16 protein-coding genes are annotated in these 15,650 nt (G+C 44.4%); 5 read left to right on the forward strand and 11 right to left on the reverse strand.

Annotated features, from left to right (window positions below; translation table 11 throughout):
• Nucleotides 1-20: 20 nt before the first annotated feature.
• The 6 genes from CJP46_RS25830 to CJP46_RS25855 form a co-directional block, all read right to left on the reverse strand.
• Nucleotides 21-854: a carbohydrate ABC transporter permease gene (locus CJP46_RS25830; RefSeq protein WP_179281335.1), complete on the reverse strand. Its 834-nt coding sequence runs from the start codon at nucleotides 852-854 to the stop codon at nucleotides 21-23.
• A 59-nt stretch (nucleotides 855-913) separates the two neighbouring features.
• On the reverse strand, nucleotides 914-2,026 hold the full coding sequence (locus CJP46_RS25835) for an ABC transporter permease (protein ID WP_256992532.1): 1,113 nt from the start codon (nucleotides 2,024-2,026) through the stop codon (nucleotides 914-916).
• Nucleotides 2,027-2,096: 70 nt separating this feature from the next.
• Nucleotides 2,097-4,265 carry a helix-turn-helix domain-containing protein gene (locus CJP46_RS25840; protein WP_179281336.1) on the reverse strand — a complete coding sequence of 723 codons (2,169 nt, stop codon included), beginning with the start codon at nucleotides 4,263-4,265 and terminating at the stop codon, nucleotides 2,097-2,099.
• A gap of 645 nt (nucleotides 4,266-4,910) precedes the next feature.
• The gene (locus CJP46_RS25845) at nucleotides 4,911-5,630 is read right to left on the reverse strand and encodes an SDR family NAD(P)-dependent oxidoreductase (RefSeq protein ID WP_094598514.1); all 720 of its coding nucleotides are present in this window, start codon (nucleotides 5,628-5,630) and stop codon (nucleotides 4,911-4,913) included.
• 70 nt (nucleotides 5,631-5,700) lie between these two features.
• Nucleotides 5,701-6,684, reverse strand: coding sequence for a phosphotransferase enzyme family protein (locus tag CJP46_RS25850; protein WP_094598515.1), 984 nt, complete (start codon nucleotides 6,682-6,684; stop codon nucleotides 5,701-5,703).
• Nucleotides 6,685-7,096: 412 nt separating this feature from the next.
• Complete coding sequence (locus CJP46_RS25855) at nucleotides 7,097-7,522, reverse strand: hypothetical protein (RefSeq protein WP_094598516.1); 426 nt, start codon at nucleotides 7,520-7,522, stop codon at nucleotides 7,097-7,099.
• 246 nt (nucleotides 7,523-7,768) lie between these two features.
• On the opposite strand from CJP46_RS25855, the gene CJP46_RS25860 reads away from it, so the two are divergent.
• Together CJP46_RS25860 and map are read left to right on the forward strand one after the other, a co-directional pair.
• Nucleotides 7,769-8,371: a TetR/AcrR family transcriptional regulator gene (locus tag CJP46_RS25860; protein ID WP_094598517.1), complete on the forward strand. Its 603-nt coding sequence runs from the start codon at nucleotides 7,769-7,771 to the stop codon at nucleotides 8,369-8,371.
• A gap of 5 nt (nucleotides 8,372-8,376) precedes the next feature.
• Nucleotides 8,377-9,123, forward strand: a complete 747-nt coding sequence (gene map / locus CJP46_RS25865; RefSeq protein ID WP_094598518.1) for a type I methionyl aminopeptidase — start codon at nucleotides 8,377-8,379, stop codon at nucleotides 9,121-9,123.
• 116 nt (nucleotides 9,124-9,239) lie between these two features.
• Here map and CJP46_RS25870 read toward each other — a convergent pair whose 3' ends face one another.
• Nucleotides 9,240-9,926 (reverse strand): NAD(P)-dependent oxidoreductase, encoded by a 687-nt coding sequence (locus CJP46_RS25870; RefSeq protein ID WP_094598519.1) that lies wholly within the window; start codon nucleotides 9,924-9,926, stop codon nucleotides 9,240-9,242.
• Between the two features lie 207 nt (nucleotides 9,927-10,133).
• Between CJP46_RS25870 and CJP46_RS25875 the strand changes: the two genes are divergently transcribed.
• Together CJP46_RS25875 and CJP46_RS36690 are read left to right on the forward strand one after the other, a co-directional pair.
• The gene (locus tag CJP46_RS25875; RefSeq protein WP_094598520.1) at nucleotides 10,134-10,712 is read left to right on the forward strand and encodes a TetR/AcrR family transcriptional regulator; all 579 of its coding nucleotides are present in this window, start codon (nucleotides 10,134-10,136) and stop codon (nucleotides 10,710-10,712) included.
• A 343-nt stretch (nucleotides 10,713-11,055) separates the two neighbouring features.
• A complete protein-coding gene (locus CJP46_RS36690; RefSeq protein ID WP_179281337.1) occupies nucleotides 11,056-11,214 on the forward strand; it encodes a hypothetical protein in 159 nt (52 codons plus the stop codon).
• A 160-nt stretch (nucleotides 11,215-11,374) separates the two neighbouring features.
• Here CJP46_RS36690 and CJP46_RS25880 read toward each other — a convergent pair whose 3' ends face one another.
• The 4 genes from CJP46_RS25880 to CJP46_RS25895 all read right to left on the reverse strand — a co-directional run bounded on the left by CJP46_RS25880 (nucleotide 11,375) and on the right by CJP46_RS25895 (nucleotide 14,695).
• Nucleotides 11,375-12,559 (reverse strand): winged helix DNA-binding domain-containing protein, encoded by a 1,185-nt coding sequence (locus CJP46_RS25880; RefSeq protein WP_094598521.1) that lies wholly within the window; start codon nucleotides 12,557-12,559, stop codon nucleotides 11,375-11,377.
• Nucleotides 12,560-12,634: 75 nt separating this feature from the next.
• Complete coding sequence (locus tag CJP46_RS25885; RefSeq protein ID WP_094598522.1) at nucleotides 12,635-13,261, reverse strand: FMN-dependent NADH-azoreductase; 627 nt, start codon at nucleotides 13,259-13,261, stop codon at nucleotides 12,635-12,637.
• A gap of 173 nt (nucleotides 13,262-13,434) precedes the next feature.
• A complete protein-coding gene (locus tag CJP46_RS25890; protein ID WP_094598523.1) occupies nucleotides 13,435-14,235 on the reverse strand; it encodes a GNAT family N-acetyltransferase in 801 nt (266 codons plus the stop codon).
• A 160-nt stretch (nucleotides 14,236-14,395) separates the two neighbouring features.
• Entirely contained in the window at nucleotides 14,396-14,695 is a 300-nt protein-coding gene (locus CJP46_RS25895; protein WP_094598524.1) for a putative quinol monooxygenase, read from the reverse strand.
• A 329-nt stretch (nucleotides 14,696-15,024) separates the two neighbouring features.
• Here CJP46_RS25895 and CJP46_RS25900 point away from each other — a divergent pair, with 329 nt between their 5' ends.
• Entirely contained in the window at nucleotides 15,025-15,606 is a 582-nt protein-coding gene (locus CJP46_RS25900) for a TetR/AcrR family transcriptional regulator (RefSeq protein WP_094598525.1), read from the forward strand.
• Nucleotides 15,607-15,650 lie beyond the last annotated feature (44 nt).

A 15,650-nucleotide genomic window follows, 5' to 3' on the forward strand; every position in this document is an offset into this window, starting at 1 on the left:
TACCCCCTGACCGTCATTTACTAACCCTTGAGCGAACCTAACATGATGCCCCGCACAAAATACTTCTGTATAAACGGATAAATGATTAACATTGGCATAATGGAGATGAACAGCGTAGCGTACTGCACGCTCTCCGGCGTAAGATTAGAGCTCAAATCCTCGGCAAGCACCGCATTCCCCTCTTCTGCCATCTGACCGGCTAACGTGCTTTGCAGCACAATTTCACGAAGAATCAGCTGGAGTGGATAATCGTTATAATTGTTCATATAGAGCATGGCGGAGAAATACGAGTTCCATAACGAAACAGCATAGAACAGGGAGATGGTGGCCACACCAGCCAATGACAAAGGCAGCACAATACGCAGCAGAGTTTGAAAATCGCCGCAGCCATCCAGCTTGGCAGCTTCTTCGATTTCGACAGGGAAGTTTTTGAAGAATGAGATCATAACCATCAACCACCACGTACTGATCAGTCCGGGGATCGTTAACGACCAGATCGTATTCATCATTCCCAACGATTTGACAAGCAGAAATTGCGGAATCAGCCCCCCGGTAAAAAACATCGGAATGATACAATACGTAAGAAGGAACGGACGAAAAATCAAATCATTCTTCGATAGGGCATATGCCGTAATGGTCGTGACAACTACGCTTAAGATGGACCCAACACACGTGATGATGATGGAGTTAAGAAACGAGCGAGGAATATGCGCATTTTCAAAGAGAATCGTCTTATAAGCGCTTAAATTTACATGTGAGGGCCATAAACCCACCATGCCTTTCGCAATATCCTTTGGATCGCTTAGTGATGTTGCAACAATATGAATCAGAGGAAAAAGCGTAACCAAGATCATGACGAGCATAACCGTGTGCACAACGACACTGATGATTCGGGAGCTAAGGGTCGTATCTTTTACCATAAACTCTCATCAGCCACCTTTCGGGCGATGTAGTTCGCTGTGACAAGGAAGATAATATTCACCACTGCATTGAATAGATCGACGGCTGCGCCGAAGCTGAAATCCAACTCCACCAAGCCTCTGCGATAGACGAAAGTAGAGAACACGTCTGCGGTATCATACGTAAGCGGGTTATACATCAGGATGATTTTCTCAGAGCCTACACTCAGAATGCCTGACATATTTAAAATCAGCGTAATCACGATCACCGGCTTTATTGCCGGAAGCGTAATATGCCACATCTGCCGCAAACGTGAAGCACCATCGATAACAGCCGACTCATACTGTTCCTCATCTACTTTAGACAATGCGGCAAGGTAGATCACGGCCCCCATTCCCAGCCCGGCCCAAATGCTTGAACTGACAAACAGAAATCGGAACCACTCCGGCAGCGCCATAAAATAGATCGGCTGCATCCCTAACTTGGTCAGCAGGACATTCACGATGCCTGTGCTGGGTGACAGTACCATTTTCATCATCCCTACAATCGCAACCACAGACAGGAAATAAGGCATGTAGCTAATGGTTTGTACAAAGCTTTTATAATATCTGTTTCTTAGCTCATTGAGAAGCAAGGCAAAAATAATGGGAATGGGAAAGCCAAAGAGGAGTGAATAGAAGCCTAACAGAAAGGTGTTTCTGAGCAGCTTCAAAAAATAAGGGCCTTCAATAAATTCTTTAAAATGATCGAGTCCAAATCTGCCGGCCCAAGGCGAATGAAACACGGTGGATAAAAAGCTGTCACCGGCTCCCATGTTAAAGTTTTTAAATGCGATCAATACGCCGTACATCGGAATGTAATTGAAGATCAAGTAATACAAAATCGCGGGAAAAAGAAGGATCAGCAACATTTTCTGTTTACGGACCTTCGTCCAAACCCGCCTCCATTTGCCTTCATGCACAGGCGCCCGATTAGGTTTCATCGCTGCGTTCTGTATCATGGCATTTTCCCTCCTTTTTACTTTCGTTAACTGTACTTGAGTCGTTGACATGACAGCGCTCTCATGTAACACCATAGTGTAAATATTTGGAGTTCGTAAAGGGACATTTCTTTGCGGGCACACCATCCTTCAGGAGCGCACCGCCTCATGTAGAACGGTATACCGACATACCTTTTTTCGGATACACACCATTTTTCTACGTCCCCCCAGGAGAAGCTTGAGCTGCCTTGCGATAATCCGTAGGCAGTATGCCATATACCCGCTTAAAGGCACGCCGAAATGATTTGTCGCTGTTATATCCCGATTGCTGAGCGACATCCTGGATCGCCAAATCGGAAGAAGTTAGCAGCTTACAAGCCTTATCCAGCCGAAGGTTCTCAACATACTCCGAGAACGTGACGCCCATATGATCTTTAAAAGAACTGGAAAGTGCGCTTTCAGTCTGTTTATAGTCACTCGCCAAACGGCGGAGATTCAAATTGCTGTCCGTGAACTGCTCATGAATATAAGTGACCATCTCACTCAGCATGCTTTCATGCTGTTGTTCTTGCTTCTGACGTGCAGCGCTGCACATGGATGCAAATATGGATTTCAAGATCGGATAGATCTGATCTCTGTCATCCGCATTCATTGCCTTCATTGGATCGACGCTTAATATGGAATCATCAAGCGCATATCGCGTTTGATCGGCCAGCTTATACAGTGTTCCTTCCAGTTCTAGCAGCAGTTTTAACTTGGCTCTTGTATTCAGCTTCCTCAGCTGGAAATTCTGTGTCTCCATATGTTCAAACACATGTTCCAGCCCTTGCTGATCTCCTGTACGTACCGTATTCATAAGCTTTAATTCCATCTCGAGCGGATAGGAGTACTGATCGTCCTGATGACGAATCATATGGAACGCAAGCAACTGGGACGGAGCATCGGGCTCAATTAATTCCAGTGCCTGGATAGCCTCATGGTATGAACGCCATAATTCTGAAGAACTTGGATAGCATTGCCCAATACCAATGCCGATTACGATATTTTTCTGCTGCCGCAGCTCTTGCTGTATCCGGCTCAGCTCGTCGATCAATGCGGACATCATCGATGATTCTTCAACTCCGCCTGAACAGGAGTATATATAGACATACCGGTCCCTTTTGACCTGATGGATGTAGCTTCCTCGTTGAAACATTTGATTTAATGCCGTTATGACTTCTACCGTCTGGTCCAGCTGTCCCTCAAGTGCATCTTTAGAGACAAAATCCAACCCGTAGATTTGAATGACGGCCGCGATGACTTGATCCTCGAAAATTTCAATTTGAGCCTCCTTCAGATGCTGTATTCGCTCGGCTTCATGATGAAACCCGTCCTTCAGCAGCCGTTCCAGATAGGTGGCTTGAAGAATGGGCAGCTGTCGATTCATTCGGACATGCATGCTGCGATTTCTATGAATCATTTGCTGAACGCCATACTTCAGGACATCCATCTCGCTATGCCGAAGGTCAGTGCTGCCTGTAGATTCTCTCAAAGTCTCCACCAACTCGAGCAGCGGCTTGCTGTTACGATACGCGAAGAGCAAGGCAATAAACCCCGTCATCATGACGGCCGTCATTGCAATCGTCCAATTGATTCGTTTAATGAACTCTGCCTTGGAGAAGACAACGCTGGTCGGCAAACCGGAGATAAAAGTCCAGCCATTCTCCGTGGACCGCGTATAGGTAATCAGCATTTGCCGACCATCGCGGTCTTCGAAAAAGTAATTGCTGCTCGCTTGAACAGGCAGGCCGATCGGTGTAATAGGGTTTCCGTCTGCAGATGCCGAAGCAACAATGCTGTTGTTACCATCCGCGATGTACGCGAAAGAATGGCTGTGAACGAGGAGTGGTGCCAGCATATTTGTAATCGATTGTTCGTCAACCAATAGGATAGCCGTCGCTTCATCTCCTCCCCCGCTTCCCACAGGGAGTGAACCGACATAAGCCATGTAATTGCTTGTAACAGCTCCGTCATTGACATCCGGTAAGTAAACAAAACGATTCAATTCATCCTTCTGCTTCATTTCATGTAACCATGCGTCGAATGGTTGATTACCTATATGTAGAGGAAGCTCGTTCTCACGGGCAATCAGATCAGGCGACAAAATGGTCTTGCTGCGGTCCAGATGGACATAGAGCTTGGATATCAGTCGATTTGTCACCAGCTTGTTGAGCTCCTTCCGCTGAAGCGAGAACTGGTACAGGGTTTGAGGTGACCACGCCCTATCAGCTGTAAGCATAAGCCGCAGGAGGTCCGAATCCAGCGATAATTGCGTCACCACATCCCGCATTTCTTGCAACAAGCGGTTCATGTTGTCTTCGCTCTGCTGCAGAACGGCAAGATTCATTTGTGTCGCATCATCCCGTGATATATCTAAAGTCTGATCATAAGCGTAAATTCCAACTAGCATAGGAATGATAAGAATGACAATGTAAGACATCAGAAACTTAAAAAAGAATTCCCCTTTTCTCTGCATCTGCTTTACACCTTTTTCGTCATCATTTGGTATGCCATCAAATCCTCCGTATGCTTCTTCCCCAGATGCCTTTCCAGATGACTTGGGATGTCAGGAAGCTGTTAAAGCCGTTTTCCTTGAATTAACAAAGATGCCCCACGTCTAAGACGTCAAGGCACCTCAGATCAACCTATGAAATCTTCTTGCCCCTTCTATCGCTGTGTGAACGGATACACGCTCCATCCCATTCCTCCTTGAACTTTAATACCAGGGAACGCTTACAAAAACTAAGTCTAAATGCTGCATGATTTATAAAAAATAGGTCATTTCCATCATCAACTAGGGCAATTCTGTTCCATCTCCGTGTTATGAACAGAACCTTGACAGAGGTTTAAACTTCACTTCCTCTGTCTCGGGTCACCATCATCGCTACCCATTCCATACTGGGGGTTATAACCATAAAACCCTTCAGCCCGTTAATTATGGGAAAAAGGCAGCCGGCTTTCGGGCCGGCTGCCTTCAAATATCTTCATTGAACTATCGTTTCCGTTCGCTTTTACTCTGAGAAGCTAAAATCCTTCTAACAATTTTTTTAGCAACATCTTCAGCCGATTTCATGGCACCTTTTTCTTTGGCTTCCTTAAAAAAAGTTGCAATGGCTAGTCCTTCTTGGTTTCGCGCCACCTCCTGCATAGGGGTATCAACCATACCTGGATCTATTTTGTATATGGTTAACGATTTATGATCCTCCAATTGTATGCAGGACGTGAACATATTTAAAGCAGCCTTTGAAGCACAGTACAAGCTCATGCCAGCTGTCGCATCTTTAGCGGAACCAGAAGAGACGTTTACAATGATTCGATGGACTTTCCTCTCATCCGTTTGATTTATTAAAGACTGGGTTAACAGGATAGGAGCTAATAAGTTTGTCTGTATACTTTTTACTGTATCTTCAGGTTTGCAATTGTCTATATTCCCTAAAGGTGTTACTTGAGCTGCGTTATTAATCAATGTAATCGACTCTATTTCGCCATGAACTCGTTCCATTATTCCTTTAATTAATTCTGATATGCCATCTGTGTTTTGCAGATCATATTTCACAAAATGTAATTTACAATCGTTTTGAGCTGCGAATTCGTTCAGAGAGTCATTATTGTTCCTTGCAACTGCAAAGATAAGATGATTACGGTTAATAAGCTGTTTACAGATCTCAAAACCCAAACCACGAGACGTACCTGTAATAATAAATGCTCTCATGTATTTTCCCTCTTTCGAATTTCGTTCACAAACTCAACGCTGCTAGACCTCTTTACAAGAACTTCTAGAACTAGTCGATCAATGATAAACCCTTCATGATGCGCGTTTTACTATCTTGGATGAAATCGCGGGTCCAACCGTCCGGCTGACTTAGATCCCAGCTCCGGTACATACCCACAACTACAATAATTTCGCGTAGTCTGAGGAAAAGCTTCATCATTTCCTTCCAGTCGTCCGGCATTTGGCGGCCGTCTTCTGTGTAGCCTAGCTCAAAATGTTTAATAAAATGCTCGTATTGCACCTTACGTTCAGACTTCGAATCTTCCCCGAATACATACAGCAAATAATAGAGCTGAATTGCAATGTCCTCGGCATACCAACTGTACTGACACTCATCGAAATCAAATAATGTTATCTGCCCTAATTCATCAACTGTGAAATTCCCTACATTAATATCACCATGAATTAAACCAAAGTTATCAGTATTAACAGGCAGGCTAGTTAAATGTTTTTTTATTTCTTCCAGGGCATGAAGAACCGGTTGAAGCTCTGACGGTAAATAATCTTTTGCTCGTAAGATGTATTCATTAAATTCCCAGGTGTGTCTTCTAGCCATTGGTTTGTAAAGTTTGGAGAGTTCATGAAGTCGGCCAGTAATGCGTCCGCATTGTTCATAAAGCATTAAATTCCCCAGGCATTCTGGATATCCGATTTTACTGCCGGGTGCATGTTTGAAAGAGGCCACGTAGAAATCCATCGCATTGCCTTGGATACATTCAAACTCTTTTCCATCAAGTGATGAAACCGGTTCTGAAACCAACATCCCTTTCTTCGAAAGATACCGAATCCATTCGATTTCAGCTGCAAGTCCTTCCGAAGTGCGAAGAGTACTTGGAGTAAATCGGAGAATGTATTTCATTTCATTGCGATGATAGGAATAAATAAAGTTTTGAAAACCTCCAATGAGCGTTAGGTCCTTGGGACTGACTCCAAACCGCGCAGCGCCTTCAGTGACATGTTCGTCCTGGAACATTAATTTTATTTTTGGGTCCATGAGTTCTCCTTGGTCATTGAATCTTGATTAAATAAATAATTCCTAACTCATTGCTATTATCTCATTCTATTACATTGAATGCCTGGTGACATTTGGAAGCCCCACTTTCGAAAATATCTATTCAATGACAATATTACTAATCCATATTTTTACAGTCAACAAGAGCTCGCCGTCTGGTTGCCTCCGACACCTCTGGAGTCCATTTCCTTCGACGTCTGCGAATGCGGAGGATGCGACGTCCTCCCCACCAAACGATATCGATTAAACACAAAAAGCCGCAGCTACGCGGCTATTAAGAGTGAATGTTCGGCCCTTCTTGTGGAATGACACTTTCGGCATATGCTCACTTTAGGATCAAAATTCGCTTTGAGGTAAATTAGATGATGATAATGATGCTATCAAGTAGCTTGCCTCACCATTTAAAATTCCCATAGTCAATTACAACGATCTCATTATTCGACTTAAGACGTATGTTTTCGTAGTTGGGTTTACCGTTATTCGTTGTTACTTCGAATGGAAGGACTCCGTAATATCTGAACTTAGCTTTCATGGCAAAGAGTCTTCGCATATTTGTATTGTTTTTTTTGAAATTCGAACAATAACGTTTCATGACTAACCAGTCATATCCATCCCCATATTGTTGAACCCGAGCAAGATGTTTCTTTATCTTTGAAGGAGATAACTTGTATAACATCACCTCTTTCTTGTTACTCTTTATCCCGTACTTAGATTTAGCTACTTTTAGTACAAAATTATTCCCAAGAACATAAACAACTCGCCTTGCACCTACTCCGATAATCTTTTTGTGGCTGATCAGTTCCTTAATATTCTTATTCAAGTGGTTGAAGTACCCTCCTCTTAGTAAAAGGATGTGAAAAGTTTTTGAATGTAAATCACCCTTCAGAGAAGAGTTAATTCATGTATATGCAGGTCGCTGAAAATGAATTGGATGAATAAATCATTGAAAATGCCCCACATTCTAAGCATTATCCGAAAAACAGGCGAATCGAAGTTGCTCCTTACTTCCCAATGATGTATATTCATTTTATATCGACATTACTGCAGGTCTAAAAAAGGAGGAGCCATGTCACCACGTACCAAAGAACAGAATGACGCGATCCGGGAGATGCGGATGAACCAAATTATGCAAGCGGCTGCGGAAGTGTATTTGGAGAAGGGCATTCATTTGGAAATACGCGATGTTGCGGTTAAGGCAGAGCTCGGATACGGAACCGTGTATCATTACTACAAAAATAAGCACATGCTTTTGGAAGATTTACTGTGGGATGCCCTGTATCGAGCGGAGTCGGCCGTACTGCCCGCTTTGACCGGGGACGGTGTCAGTTTGCATAAAGCTGAGTCGTTCTCCAGGCTGCTCCTGCAGGAGTGCGTCCAAGATCCTTCCGTATTTATTTTGCTTAAAACGGTTGCGGATAATTTTCATCACTTCCCGGGAAACCGGTTTATTAAGCTGTCTGCCGATTTTCAGGAACGGATCTATTTGCCGTTTGTGGAAATGATTCGCGAAGAAATCGGTTCCACGTCACCGGAGAAAACAGCTAATCTGATATTTGGCTCGCTTGTGGGCTGCGCAGCTTTGAACATCCATCACAATATGCAAAGCGAGATGGATGTGGATAGCATCGTCGATATGATCTTTTCAGGCATACAGGCAAAGGAGAGATAAATGGAATGGTCACCCTGAAATCTAAAGCAGAAATTGAAGAAATGAGAAAAGCCGGCCAAATTGTCGCTGCTTTTCATCAAGCAATCGCAAATATGATCCGGCCGGGTATCTCGACGCTCGATATCGAGTCGTTTGCACTACGGTTCCTGAAGGAGAATGATGCCAAGGCTTATACGATAGGCTACAACGGTTATCCGTTTGCAACATGTGCGTCTGTCAACGACGTCATAGCGCATGGTTTTCCGAACCAGAAGCCGCTCAAGGAAGGCGACATCGTCACAATCGACATCGTCGCGGAAGCGGACGGCTGGATCGGCGATTCCGCTTGGAGTTATGCGGTCGGCGAGGTATCGGAAGAAGCACGTAAACTGATGCGGGTAACGAAGGAATGCTTAGATCTTGGTATCGAAAAAGCTGTCGTCGGAAACCGAATCGGCGATGTGATGCATGCGGTTCAAACCCATGCCGAGCGAAACGGATTCTCGGTGGTGCGCGATCTGCTCGGTCACGGAGTTGGAAGAGAGATGCATGAGGAACCTAATTATCCCCACGTCGGGAAGCCGGGCAAAGGGTTCCGCTTGAAGGAAGGGATGGTTCTTACCATCGAGCCGATGATAAATGCCGGAAAAGCGTTAATGACGGTTGATGCCGACGGATGGACCGCCAGAACCGCTGATGGCTCGCTTTCCGCACAGTACGAGCATACGATCGCCATTACTGCGGATGGACCGATTATATTGACCAAACAATAATTTCATTAAAAATCGGCCACTGTTCGCATGCTTGTGAAAGGGCCGATTTTTGTTTTTCTTGAATTGCTACATCGGGAAGATCCCTGCTTAACGGATCTTAATATCTCAACTGTATGTTATCGTCCAACATTAACGATCTTCCTTACCCAGGTTGGTTCACTCGTCGCCGCCCGCACGAGGCAGTCGGCACAGTCTATAAAGGGGAGCGACCGGAATGGAGCGATGCGAGCTGATGGACCTGCAGTATATTTCAAAGTGGCAGCCACGTCACGAAGTCCGGCCGGTCGTACAATAACCCAATCCAGGTCACTCCGCTGCACCGCACGCTCGGCAATGGCCTTGTCCTTGATCGCCTTCGAGAAGATACTCTGGTGAATACGCATTGCCCACCGATTGACTGCGGAAAGTTCTTTCCCGTCGCTCAGACCAATGCCGCTCTGCATGACTAAGCGCTTAACTCCAGCACGCTGACAGGCCGCAAGGATATTCGGAGTTCCCTCCGACATGACGGTACCCGGCGAAAAATTTGCCGCAAGCATATTCGGGATTCCCTTCGACATGAAGGTACCCGGCGGGAAGTTTTTTGTTGGGCCTATGCAACTGATTACCACATCTGTACCGGCAATGGCATTTGCCATACTCGACGCGTCGAATACATACCCCTGCCGAGTGCTGAGCCGCTCTGCGGGGGTTATGACTTCCGGCCGGCGAGCCACGGCTACAACCTCATGTCCCAATTCAAGTGCCCTCTCCATCACTTTCCTTCCAGTTGCCCCTGTTGCTCCAATAACCGCGATTTTCATTGAGGTGTTCCCCTTCGATTAGTGATCATGATTAAATCCATCTCCATAGATGCACATAAAATGCACATTAGTATATTAAGAAACGACTATGTATAATTGTAAACGGAAGTAGAAAGTCTACAATGATTAAAAAGGCAGGTTCCGTGCATTAGTTCACAAACCTCTTATAATTGTGTATTTATTTTCAGGAAAGCTGGTGATTCTCAAGTGGTAAAAATGGATCGAAGGATACGCAAATCCCAAGAAGCAATAAAAATGGCGGTTATTGATCTGATGAATGAAAAAAATTTCGATCAGATTACGATACAAGATATTTCCGACAGGGCAGATGTTAGCCGAAGAACCATCTATCTTCACTACGTGGACAAATTTGATCTTCTGGATAAGCTCATCGAAGAACATATTGACGAGATGCGGGAACTCTGCGATTCAACAGACGATGACGCCGATTATATCGATGCGGGGTTGTTATGGTTCGATTATTTCGAGCGTCATTCTTTATTCTTCTCCGCATTGCTAGCGAGTAAAGGGAGCGCTTTTTTCCGCAATCGATTCCTTGAGTTTTTTCTCCAAGAATTAGAGAAGAAAGAGAACAACATGCCAGAAGGGAACAATCAAGGATTAACTGACGGTGCGGATGTTGATGACCAATTTTTAGGAGCGGCTATCGTAGGGGTAGTGGAATGGTGGTTCAAGAATGGAAAACCTCTCCCTCCTTCCTTTATGGCTCAACGATTGGGTTCATTGCTTAGACGGAATCTTGAAGCTGACTTAACGCCTGCATGAAGGAAATCTCCACCCTATATTGAAATGACGTAAACATACCTTGTCTGGTCAAACCCAACACGATAATGCACTCCAAATTCTTCCTCCCTGAGCGGATTAAGAAAAAAATTCTTCCTACTTGTAATACTTCCCCGGTCCCCCTATTACTGGCGGCATTTACATCATGAATTTGAAAACTTCATTTCAAAGATCGGTGTTAGATCATATGAATGTTGATCAAATCACTACACTGAAAGTTGAGATATATACACTAGCTTAGGATCCTCAAGAGGTGTTTTATGTTATTCCACTAAACGATAAGGGAATGTCTAGGCACAGATTCACGATTCGGAATGAAAATACGATGGCAATATCGGATGCTATAGCCTACAAAGCAATTAAAAGCCTGCTGTTCGGAAAAATTCCGAAACAGCAGGCTTCTTCTAAGAAAAAAAGCAGTTCTCCTTCACCTGTTTCATTGGCGCGAGGGTGGCTGCTCAAAGAAAGAAACAATTCCGTATAACCTCATATTTCTTCATAAATAGAAATGCTGTCCTTTATCTCCAAACAACTCGCCATTATTTATGTTATGGTTCACCCTAACATCTGAACAGCGACATCGAATGGCCGAAGATTACCCGATCATCCTGTTAATCCCTACAATTAGTTGACCTTGTTGCAACTTACGCATGTGCTCCTGTCCCCACTCGGCCAAAGGTCAGTTGGGGCTGCCCCCCAAGAAAGTACCCGATTCGCTCTGCCTGGTCGTTGAGCTCGCGGCGCTGCATCGCGGTAAGGTTACCAAATGGTTCCACTGTAATCAACAGATTTCGACTGGATTTACGCAAATTCCAAACACCTGCAACAACGCCGTCCAAGAGCATAACCGGGAAGTTGCCAGCTTGGCCTCCGGACAATGCCCGTTTGGCAGCTACTCCGGGAAATAACCTATCGCGCGGATGACAGCCAACCGTGTAGGCGTCGAAGTAGGGCAGTAGCCGAACGCCTCGGGGCTCTGTTGATGGGAACAAGGTGTCACCAGACAGTACCCATGCCGTATCTCCATCAACATCTACCTCTTGAAGCTCATCAGCCATCGCGCTGAATAGCTCCGCCGCCCATCTCGGAGGTGCATTCAACCACTTTGCGAACTGTTGTGACGTGGCAGGTCCGTAAGCATATAAATAGTGTTTTACGACCTGGATGAGGGCTGTGTGTCCATCCATCGTACGAAATCCGGGAAGATGACGTTTGGGACTGATATAAGTGACTTTGCGGCCCCGGTTAGGTCCATAACACAATGCTCCTCGAATACCTGCTATCGCCAAAGCTAGACGCCATCTAGGCCACATCCCTCCAAATGCAGGCATAACCGGATCGGCAGCCCAAGATCCGGTGGCGCCGATCACCGCTTCATCCAACTCGTCAACAGTCATCTCAGTACGCACTGCCGAGAGGACTTCAATAACCTCTTCGATCTGTTCGGGTGTCAATCTCACGCCCTCGGGAAGGCTGGTCGGGTCTCTTGGAGTGCTACCGGACGATAAAGGGATGGCAGTTAACGCTCCGGTCCACATGGGCAAATCCTCAGAAGCCAGCAGATGTACGGTACCGCGCGGTCCGAACGCTTTGACCAGACTCCGCTCGCTCCACAAGGCGTCGTGGATATGTTCGCGCTTTGCTGCTGCTGTCCGCAGCCCGATCGACAACTCTGCTGCCGACATGACCTGAGCGTGAATGCCGCAGAGCGTGCTGGCGACTTGGGCAAACGGAATTCCCTCGAGTGATGCTGATAGCCCATGACGTTCTAAACGCCTGGCACAGATCTCGGTCCAAGTTAATCGTGGTCTTTCTGTGATTGCTGGCAAAAGAGTTCACCCTTTCCATGTATGTGCTTAATCCACCAGATAGCGGATTGTCACCGCCTCTATATTTCCGAACATTCAAAACCGGACTGCTAACGCCGCAGTGTTCCGAAGCCCATCTTCGATAATGATATTGGAGTCGTCGCCATGCTGTTGATGACCTTCGATGACCACCAATTCCGGATTCCGTATGCCCCACAAGCCGATCATGTTCCGCATATAAGTCACTGCCATCTCATAGGGCGCCATATAATCGATCGAATAGTTGCCGCCGCGAGCGTTGAGCAATACAACCTTCTTATCTGCCGCCAGTCCGATCGGGCCTTCCGAAGTATAACGGAATGTCTTGCCTGCTTGCGTAAGATAAGATATATAAGTAATTAGCGGCGCAGGAACCGTACTGTTCCATAGCGGAAAGGCGAAAGCGATCTTATCCATTTCGAGGAACTGGTCCAAGTACCGATTGACCAGTTGTGCCGCTTTCTCTTCGTTCGGAGTGGGCACTAAACCTTGATTCAACTTGTGTAGTCCGCTGATGGCCTTATCGCCATAATAAGGCAGTTCGGCATCATAGAGGTCAAGCACCTCTACCCGATCATCCGGGTGGGCTTCTTGGTAAGCCTGCAAGAAAGCCTCGTACATCCTAACACTTACGGATTGATCGGCTGGCCGATCATTTGCTTTTACCATCAACAATTTTGCCATATGTAAATCTCCTCCTAAGGTTCTGTCTCATTTGTTTCTGACAACCTCAGGATAATCTAATAAATATGACAACTGATTGTCATACTTCGGAATATCGATCTAGCAGGCGGAAAGTAATAAGCAATTACATGGAAAGAACGGTTGGAGTGCCCACTGTGTTACGAGTTCAAGCATCAGGGATTTACGCACCAAAATGTCTTTTCATTTGCAACTGTTTTAAACCCGCTCGATACAGCTGTTTTAATTGAATTTGCATTCTTATGATTGCAACAATATTTAACAACATGTCCATTGGTGATTAAATAATTCGACATTGCCGCAACATTTGATAGAGCGTAGCCATTCTGTCTGTAATCCTCATGTGTTTCTAGACCAATGTCCACAATAGTAGAAGATAACGGTACGTTATTACATCCTACAAATGAAACTATTTTGTTTCCGAGTAAAGTACCGTAATAAACTCGATCAGGCGCTAATTCTTCATATGAATGGGTAATATTTTCATTTGAAGTATCGGCATTGAACTGAATAGTCGAATTTTGAATGTTCGAGTATACAATATTAGCTTTTTCACCTAACCCATATATCGATAAATATTTTTCATTTTCCTGATTCCCTATATAAGGGATTAAATTAAAACCTTTGACTTCTACACTAAAAAAATCATATAGGTAATCAAAAGCTTTATCGCTGAAGAGATTTTCAGAAAATATTTGATAATAACCCTTTGCGAAGTCTATATAGTCAGAAATGGCTGAAATTACAATTTCACCGTCTGCAAATTGAATATATTTCAGTGGAATGTATGTATCAGAAAATGAATCGTACATTCTCTCTTTGTCGTTACCTATATCCATTTCTTTATAAATTACCATTGGATTTGTTATTTCGTCTTTTACATGATAAGTAGTTAAGAGTTCAGTTTTAATTTTTTTAAAAGCTACATCATCATTCAGATAATTATTTTCGCTCATAATAACCCCCTGATATATCTATGATACACATCTAATGCCCTCATTTGAGTAATCGTTTTCCGTTACTTGAACCCTCAACAACCAATACTTCAACAAAAACAACAGCCGATTTTTAACCAGCTGCTGTCGCTTAGTTTTGAATTATTGTGTCCCGGTTCACTTAGAATGGCGGTCCCGATTTATTGATTTCATGTTTCTGCATTTCAACGCTTAGGATTGGAGTAATTTGCTTTGGAGGATTGGCTACAGCACGAAACGACTCTAAATCCTCTTCTGACTGCCAATACTCAAAATTGTTGATCCGCGAAGGATCAATCGGATCAGCCGTTATTGCTAGGTCAAGACATCCTTGTGCCTGTCTAGCACGCTTCATCAGGTCTTCATGCGCTTTTACAACTTCATCGCGCTTATTCGGGTCAACGGTAAACCATCCTGCTATGATTATCTTATGTGTATTCATTGCATTCCCTCCCCCCCTGATTTTAACACCTATAATGAATTGCCGTTTCTTTCAAATTGCTATATGCGTTTGAATCTAACATTGGTCCGGTCATCCATCCCTGCGTCCCTTTAGGGAAACCCGCCCCATCTTGATTCGATATTTAACCATAACCAAATCGGATTAAAAAGCACCAGGACCTACACCGAATTTAATGTCATCTAATTGAATACCAATTAATATGTGGTCTAAAAGCCTTCTCAGCAAATTGTTTGTTTCAGAACGTTGAAACTAAGATCTAGATATGTTACATTCATTATGTACCTAAATGTACATAATGAGGTGAAGAAGTGGCACGTCCCCGAGAGTTTGATGAGAATAAAGCATTGAATGACGCCTTGGAATTATTTTGGGAGAAAGGGTACGAAGCAACGACCGTTGCGGATTTGGCGAAAAAGATTGGAATAAATCGCCCGAGTCTTTACGCTGCATTCGGCGATAAACGTGCATTGTTTGAATCGGCGATACATACATACCAACAAAACTATTTAGACAAGTTACATGATATTTTGAAAAAGAACGGTTCCGGCTTTCGAGGCATTGAGGCTGTATTTGTTCGTTTTATGGATTCATTGATGAGCCACGAAGCCCAACGCGGCTGCTTTTTTGTTAATTCGATAGCGGAATTGGCTGTGCGCGATGAGTTTATTGCTCGTAAAGGACGCGAATTTCAAAACCAAATATCCAGCATCCTCTCAGATGCATTGAATGATGGAATAAATGCTGGTGAAATTCCAGTACATTTGGATATTCAGGCAACCTCTCATTTTTTAACGATGGCATTGGTTGGGTTAAATGTTGTAATCAAAACGGCGCCGGATCGAAACTTTGTTCGTAATAGCATTCATGTCGTATTAAGTTCGATTCAATAATTTTTTTAGAAATTATGTACCTATATGTATAAAATGAAAGGTGC

Origin of the sequence: Paenibacillus sp. XY044, from assembly GCF_002257645.1 — a bacterium.
GTDB lineage: Bacteria > Bacillota > Bacilli > Paenibacillales > Paenibacillaceae > Paenibacillus_AQ.

What these genes read in the sequence shown, in the direction of transcription:
- CJP46_RS25895 (WP_094598524.1), bottom strand. Translation starts at nt 14,695, where the DNA reads ATGAATACACATAAGATAATCATAGCAGGATGGTTTACCGTTGACCCG.
- CJP46_RS25840 (WP_179281336.1), bottom strand. Translation starts at nt 4,265, where the DNA reads ATGAATCTTGCCGTTCTGCAGCAGAGCGAAGACAACATGAACCGCTTG.
- CJP46_RS36690 (WP_179281337.1), top strand. Translation starts at nt 11,056, where the DNA reads ATGGCAATATCGGATGCTATAGCCTACAAAGCAATTAAAAGCCTGCTG.
- CJP46_RS25845 (WP_094598514.1), bottom strand. Translation starts at nt 5,630, where the DNA reads ATGAGAGCATTTATTATTACAGGTACGTCTCGTGGTTTGGGTTTTGAG.
- CJP46_RS25870 (WP_094598519.1), bottom strand. Translation starts at nt 9,926, where the DNA reads ATGAAAATCGCGGTTATTGGAGCAACAGGGGCAACTGGAAGGAAAGTG.
- map (WP_094598518.1), top strand. Translation starts at nt 8,377, where the DNA reads ATGGTCACCCTGAAATCTAAAGCAGAAATTGAAGAAATGAGAAAAGCC.
- CJP46_RS25890 (WP_094598523.1), bottom strand. Translation starts at nt 14,235, where the DNA reads ATGAGCGAAAATAATTATCTGAATGATGATGTAGCTTTTAAAAAAATT.
- CJP46_RS25850 (WP_094598515.1), bottom strand. Translation starts at nt 6,684, where the DNA reads ATGGACCCAAAAATAAAATTAATGTTCCAGGACGAACATGTCACTGAA.
- CJP46_RS25835 (WP_256992532.1), bottom strand. Translation starts at nt 2,026, where the DNA reads ATGGTGTGCCCGCAAAGAAATGTCCCTTTACGAACTCCAAATATTTAC.
- CJP46_RS25885 (WP_094598522.1), bottom strand. Translation starts at nt 13,261, where the DNA reads ATGGCAAAATTGTTGATGGTAAAAGCAAATGATCGGCCAGCCGATCAA.
- CJP46_RS25860 (WP_094598517.1), top strand. Translation starts at nt 7,769, where the DNA reads ATGTCACCACGTACCAAAGAACAGAATGACGCGATCCGGGAGATGCGG.
- CJP46_RS25830 (WP_179281335.1), bottom strand. Translation starts at nt 854, where the DNA reads ATGATCTTGGTTACGCTTTTTCCTCTGATTCATATTGTTGCAACATCA.